The following is a 5605-nucleotide window of genomic DNA, read 5'->3' on the forward strand; positions in this document are numbered from 1 at the left end:
GGCGTGCGATGCGCGTGCAGCGGGTCGGCCATCGCCCCGCGATGGCCTGCACGGCGCGAAGCGCCGTGTACCCGCAGCAGGCGCTAGCCGCCGCCGCGCAAGGAAGGCGAGCCGAGTGCGCTCGCGCGGCGAGAACAAATGCGCGACCCCTGACCGAGCCTGCGAGGCCAGAGCGCGCTCATCAGATGCCGCGCTCGACATGCGGCCGCGCGGCCGTCCCGCCGGATTACCGGCGGGACGTACCGGCTCAGCCGTTCAGGCGATCCTTGACCGCCTTGGCGGCGCCGAAGCCGAGCTTCTTCTTCGCCGCGATCTGCATGGGCTCGCCGGTCGCCGGATTGCGGCCTTCGCGCGCAGCCGACGTCGATACCTTGAACTTGCCAAATCCGCTGACAGATACCTCTTCGCCCTTCGCTGCCGCATCCGTGATCGCGGCGAAGACGGCATCGACGGCCTTCTTTGCATCGGCCTTGCTTACTCCGAGCGCGGCAGCGACGCTGTCGGACAGTTCGGCGTGGTTCATGAATTTTCTCCTCAAGCGGCCGGAAGGATGCCGGCCGGGCGGGCGCTATAGCGCCGCGGGTGCGCTCGCACCATCTGCACCGCAGCATGAGCTGCGAACGGGCGAGTTGAACTCGGCGGCGGCGTGCGGCACTAGCAGCCCATGCTTCCCCACCGTCTTATCGCTGCGGCGCTTCTGCTTCTGGCGGCCGCCTGCTCGCCCGCAACATCCGCACCCGGAAACCAGCCCGCCCCGTCGAGGCCGCTCAAGCTTGCAAGCTGGAACCTCGAATTTCTGGCTCAACATAATGGCATGGGCTGCAATCCACGGGACGATAGCGACTATGCGGCAATGCGCCGCATCGCCGACGGCCTCGACGTCGATGTGATTGCTTTTCAGGAGGCCGAGAATGAGGCGGCGGCGGCGCGGATCTTCGATCCCGCCAAATATATCGTGGTCATGGAGACGCGGAAGGGTTCGCCGGGCGGGACCTGCGGCGGCAAATTCCCCGCGCAGACGGTGATCCGCCAGGCGGTCGGTTTCGCGATCCGCAAGGACATGGCATTCGATCGCCATGCCGATGTGACGTCGCTCATGCGCGGCAACGAGCAGCTTCGCTCGGGCGTCGACATCACGCTCCGCCCCGAGGGCCGCACACCGATCCGCCTTCTCGGCGTCCACTTGAAGTCAGGCTGCTTTTCCGGGAGCGAAGCGAAGGCCTGCCCCATATTCCAGGATCAGATTCCGGCGCTCGAAGCCTGGATCGATGCGGCTGCCGCCGGGCCCGAGCGTTTCGCGGTGCTGGGCGACTGGAACCGGCGGCTCGCGCTTCCCGGCGACGCGATCTGGACCGAGATCGACGATGGCGATCCGGCCAACGCCGATCTGACGCCCGCCGACGCAGGCCTGCAGCCGGCCTGCGATCCGCGCTACGACAGTTTCATCGACCATATCGTTCTGGACCGCCGGGCAGCAGCTGACCGGACCGCGTTCACCGAAACGCTCTATGCGCCCGGTGAGAAGCATTATTCGGACCACTGCCCGATCGCGGTCACGCTGCGGCGCTAGAAACATTCCGGGCCTCGAAGTAGCCCACGGAACCATCGCGCGCCCGGCACGTTTCACTTACCTGTCCAGACGAAAGAATGGCAGAATTTGATGGCATCTTCGGATGCAATCTAGGGAAGCCCCGCTGCAGCGATGTAGCGGGGCTTACCGTTTACGCTCGATAGATCAGCACAGCACGAAGCCGCGGGCGAGAAGCCAAGCGGCCCGACAATCACTCTGCTTTCGGCACATCCTCGACGCTCTCCCTGCCGTCGTCATCCGGGAGGGGAACTTGCTCCGGAACTTGCTCGGGGCCGGTCAGCAGGGAGTCCGGATGCGGATCGGGCGGCGCGCTTGCCATGAGACCTCCTATAATCGGGCCTTTCAAGAACGGTCGGCAACGCCCACGGTTCCGGCGAAGCAAAGCCGCCCCGCTGACAAGCCGCACGCCCCGGCACAAAATAGATCCAAAATGGTTTGATCTGGCGGCGGCACTTCCGTTTCGCCCCTGTTGACGATAGCGTGCCGCGCCATGACCGTGGGGGAAGAGGAATCGATCGGACCGGGATCGTTGTGGCTGCGATGGGATCCGCACGTCCACGCCCCGGGCACGATCTTCAACGACCAGTTCAAGGGCGATTGGGAAGCCTATCTTGCCGCGATCGAGGGTGCGACGCCGGCGATCCGTGCGCTCGGTATTACCGACTATTACGGGCTTGAACTCTACAAGGAGGTTCGCGCGCGCAAGGAGCAAGGTCGCCTCAAGGACTGCGACCTGATCTTTCCGAATATCGAGCTTCGGTTCAGCGTGGGAACCGCGCGGTCGTGGATCAACGCCCATCTGCTCGTCTGCCCCGACGATCCCGATCATGTCGAGCAACTCACGCGCTTCCTCCAGCGCCTGACCTTCAAGACCACGACCGACACCTTCGCCTGCAATCCTTCGGAGCTGATCCGCTTGGGACGGGTGCTCAATTCCGAGCTGACCGATGATCGTTCAGCGCTTCGCCACGGCTCCGAACAATTCAAGGTAAGCTTCGATCAACTCCGTGAAGAATATAAGGGGATGAGCTGGGCGCAGGAGAATATCCTGATCGCGGTCGCCGGGGCGAAGGGCGATGGGACATCGGGACTTCAAGATGGCGCAGACCAGGCTTTGCGCCAGCAGATTGAACATTTCGCTCACATCATGTTCGCGTCGAGCCCGGCGCAGCGTGAATTTTGGCTCGGCCGAAAAACCAGTCGCGAGCATATCTGCGAGACCTACGGCGGGCTCAAGCCCTGCATGCACGGCAGCGACGGGCATTCTGTCGAGCGAACGGGCGCGCCCGATGGCGACCGCTATACCTGGATCAAAGGTGCGGCGACATTCGACGGACTGAAGCAGGCCTGCATCGATCCCGAGGGCCGCGCTTACGTCGGGACCGAGGCGCCGCCCGCAGCCGCGCCGTCCGAGACGATCCGCCGTGTCACCCTGACGAATGCGCCGTGGGCCCCCAATTCGGTGATCGATCTCAACCCGGGCCTCGTCGCGATCATTGGTGCGCGCGGGTCCGGCAAGACCGCGCTGGCGGACATGATCGCAGCGGGCTGCGATGCCCATGCCGACCAGCTCCCTATGCAGTCGTTCCTGGTTCGGGCGAGCGAATATCTCGATGATGCGACGGTGAAGCTCGATTGGGGCAATGGCGTTGTCACCGAACGCGGCCTCGATAATGCCGCGGCGGCATGGGACGGCTACGCCCGCGCTCGATATCTGACACAGCAGTTCGTGGAATCGCTCTGCTCGCCGGAGGGAATGACCGATGGCCTGCTGTCGGAAGTCGAACGCGTGGTCTTTGACGCGCACAGTCCGACCGAGCGCGAGGGCGCCGTCGATTTTGCGGACCTTCGCGACCTCAAGGCTGCCCGGTTTCGCGAGGCGCGACGCCGCGAGGAGCAGAAGCTTGAGGAATTGTCCGACCGGATCAACATCGAGCTGGAGAAGCAATCTCAGATCTTGGCCATTCGGAAGCAGGTCGACGAGAAGAAGCTCAAGATCACCCAGCTCACCGAGGACCGCGGCAAGCTTGTCCGCAAAGGCAGCGAGGACCGGATCAAGCGCCTCGAAGCCCTGACCGAGGCGGCAAACGAAGTGCGCGCACGGGTTAGGCGCCTGACCAATCGCGAGCAGAAGTTGCTACTCGTCCAGGACGAGGTTTCGGACTTCCGGACCCATCAGGCGCCCGAAAATCTGCGCGATGCGCAAGAGCGCCACAAGGATGCCGGCATAGCCGGCGAGGCGTGGGACCCGTTTCTGACGCAGTACAGCGGCAATGTTGACGGCATCATCAACCACAATTTGTCCTCCACCCGGAAGAACCGTGACGGGTGGCGCGGGATCGATATCGCAATCACCGATCCAGCGACCCCGCTCATCGCCGACGATGCCGATCTGACGAAACTTCCCCTGGGCCGGCTCGATGCGGAAATCCGTCGGCTCGGCGATATCATAAACGTCGACAAGGAAACGCGCGAACGGTTCAATTCCCTGTCGACGAAAATCACGACCGAGACCGAATTGCTCTCGGTCCTGCAGGACAAGCTGAAGGACTATGAGGGCGCAGAGGAGCGCGCCAAGGGCCTGCCAGCAGAAAGGCAGACAAGTTACCGGCGAATTTTCGAAGCGGTGTTCTCGGAACAGCAGGTACTCAACGACCTTTACGCACCCATCCGGGCGCGGATGGACGAGGCGGGCGGGACGCTGGGGAAGCTTGCATTCACTGTCACCCGCCGGGCCGACATGGCGGAGTGGGCAAAGCGCGGCGAGGATCTGCTCGACCTTCGCCGACAGGGTCCGTTCCGCGGCGAGGGCAAATTGCTCGAGGCCGCGAATGACGAGCTTCGCGGCGTTTGGGAGAGCGGAACCGCCGAAGAAGTGACCGAGGCGCTGAAGGAGTTTCGCCAAAAATATCAGAAGAGCTTCTTCGAACATGCTCTCGCACAGCGCAGTGATGCTGCCGCATTCCGCGGCTGGCTCAAGCTGTTCGCGCGCTGGCTCTATGGCACCGATCATATCGAAGTCCGATACAGCGTCGATTATGATGGGGTGGACATCCGCAAACTTTCGCCGGGCACGCGCGGCATCGTACTCCTGCTACTATACCTCGCGCTCGACAACGCAGATGAGCGGCCGCTGATCATCGATCAGCCCGAGGAAAATCTCGATCCCAAGTCGATCTATGATGAACTCGTCGGCCTGTTCCTCAAGGCCAAGGCGAAACGCCAGGTCATCATCGTCACGCATAACGCCAATCTCGTGATCAACACCGACGCCGATCAGGTCATCGTTGCATCAGCCGGCCCACATCCGGGGGATGGCTTGCCCGAGATCGCCTATGCGAGCGGCGGCCTCGAAGATGCACCGATCCGCAAGATGGTCTGCGACATTCTCGAGGGCGGGGAACATGCGTTTCGCGAGCGCGCACGGCGCCTTCGAGTTCGCTTGGAACGATAGGCTAGCGGCGTTTCGGCCTCAAATCTCAAATGCTCCAAGAAAGTCGGCCATAATTTCCGCGGCATGTCGCTGCCGCAAGATCCGGGCGTTCAGCAGATCGGGGTCGGCCGAGACATCCGCTTCGTCGTCTTCGAAGCTTGCCACGGCGACGGGCCCGTCGCGCAAATAGCTCTCGTCGGGATTGGGGTCGCGGAAGCGAGCCGCCAAGCGGGTAAGCGCCTCGCGGATCGCCTCGGCATGCGGACCGGTCAGGGCTGCTGCGAATGCGGACTGCGCCGCGCCGACGCCACCTTCCAGATTCTCGATGCAGTAGATCAAGTCGTGCGCGTCCTTCCTCTCGAACCTCTGGTCGAAAGCAAAGGCCTTGAGACAGGTGAAGGTGACGATATCGGCGTAGCGAACAACCTCGGTGGCACGGCCCTTACCGTTCAGCAGGTCCGCCGTGATTTCGACGGTCCCGTGATGGTCGAACACCATGGACGCGTGGGGGATGTTCAACGCCGAGACATTTCCGTCCGAAGGCAGTTCCTTGACCTTGCCGCCTCCAAGTTCCGGCGAGT

Annotated in this window: 4 protein-coding genes and 1 pseudogene; 2 read left to right on the forward strand and 3 right to left on the reverse strand. The window is 63.2% G+C overall.

Annotated features, from left to right (window positions below):
- Positions 1 to 247 precede the first annotated feature (247 nt).
- The gene (locus ABS88_RS04645) at positions 248 to 523 is read right to left on the reverse strand and encodes an HU family DNA-binding protein (protein WP_286749246.1); all 276 of its coding nucleotides are present in this window, start codon (positions 521 to 523) and stop codon (positions 248 to 250) included.
- Between the two features lie 291 nt (positions 524 to 814).
- Between ABS88_RS04645 and ABS88_RS04650 the strand changes: the two genes are divergently transcribed.
- Positions 815 to 1570, forward strand: coding sequence for an endonuclease/exonuclease/phosphatase family protein (locus tag ABS88_RS04650; protein WP_286749248.1), 756 nt, complete (start codon positions 815 to 817; stop codon positions 1568 to 1570).
- A gap of 211 nt (positions 1571 to 1781) precedes the next feature.
- On the opposite strand, the gene ABS88_RS04655 is transcribed toward ABS88_RS04650, so the two are convergent.
- Complete coding sequence (locus tag ABS88_RS04655) at positions 1782 to 1910, reverse strand: hypothetical protein (RefSeq protein WP_286749249.1); 129 nt, start codon at positions 1908 to 1910, stop codon at positions 1782 to 1784.
- A gap of 171 nt (positions 1911 to 2081) precedes the next feature.
- Here ABS88_RS04655 and ABS88_RS04660 point away from each other — a divergent pair, with 171 nt between their 5' ends.
- The gene (locus tag ABS88_RS04660) at positions 2082 to 5045 is read left to right on the forward strand and encodes a TrlF family AAA-like ATPase (RefSeq protein WP_353745046.1); all 2964 of its coding nucleotides are present in this window, start codon (positions 2082 to 2084) and stop codon (positions 5043 to 5045) included.
- Positions 5046 to 5063: 18 nt separating this feature from the next.
- Here ABS88_RS04660 and ABS88_RS04665 read toward each other — a convergent pair.
- Positions 5064 to 5605 (reverse strand): annotated as a pseudogene (locus tag ABS88_RS04665) (antitoxin); the annotation flags it as partial.

The sequence above is a fragment of the Sphingopyxis sp. SCN 67-31 genome (assembly GCF_001725095.1).

Excerpts from the sequence above, each read along its gene's own strand:
- ABS88_RS04655 (WP_286749249.1), bottom strand. The coding sequence starts at position 1,910 with ATGGCAAGCGCGCCGCCCGATCCGCATCCGGACTCCCTGCTGACCGGC.
- ABS88_RS04660 (WP_353745046.1), top strand. The coding sequence starts at position 2,082 with ATGACCGTGGGGGAAGAGGAATCGATCGGACCGGGATCGTTGTGGCTG.
- ABS88_RS04650 (WP_286749248.1), top strand. The coding sequence starts at position 815 with ATGGGCTGCAATCCACGGGACGATAGCGACTATGCGGCAATGCGCCGC.
- ABS88_RS04645 (WP_286749246.1), bottom strand. The coding sequence starts at position 523 with ATGAACCACGCCGAACTGTCCGACAGCGTCGCTGCCGCGCTCGGAGTA.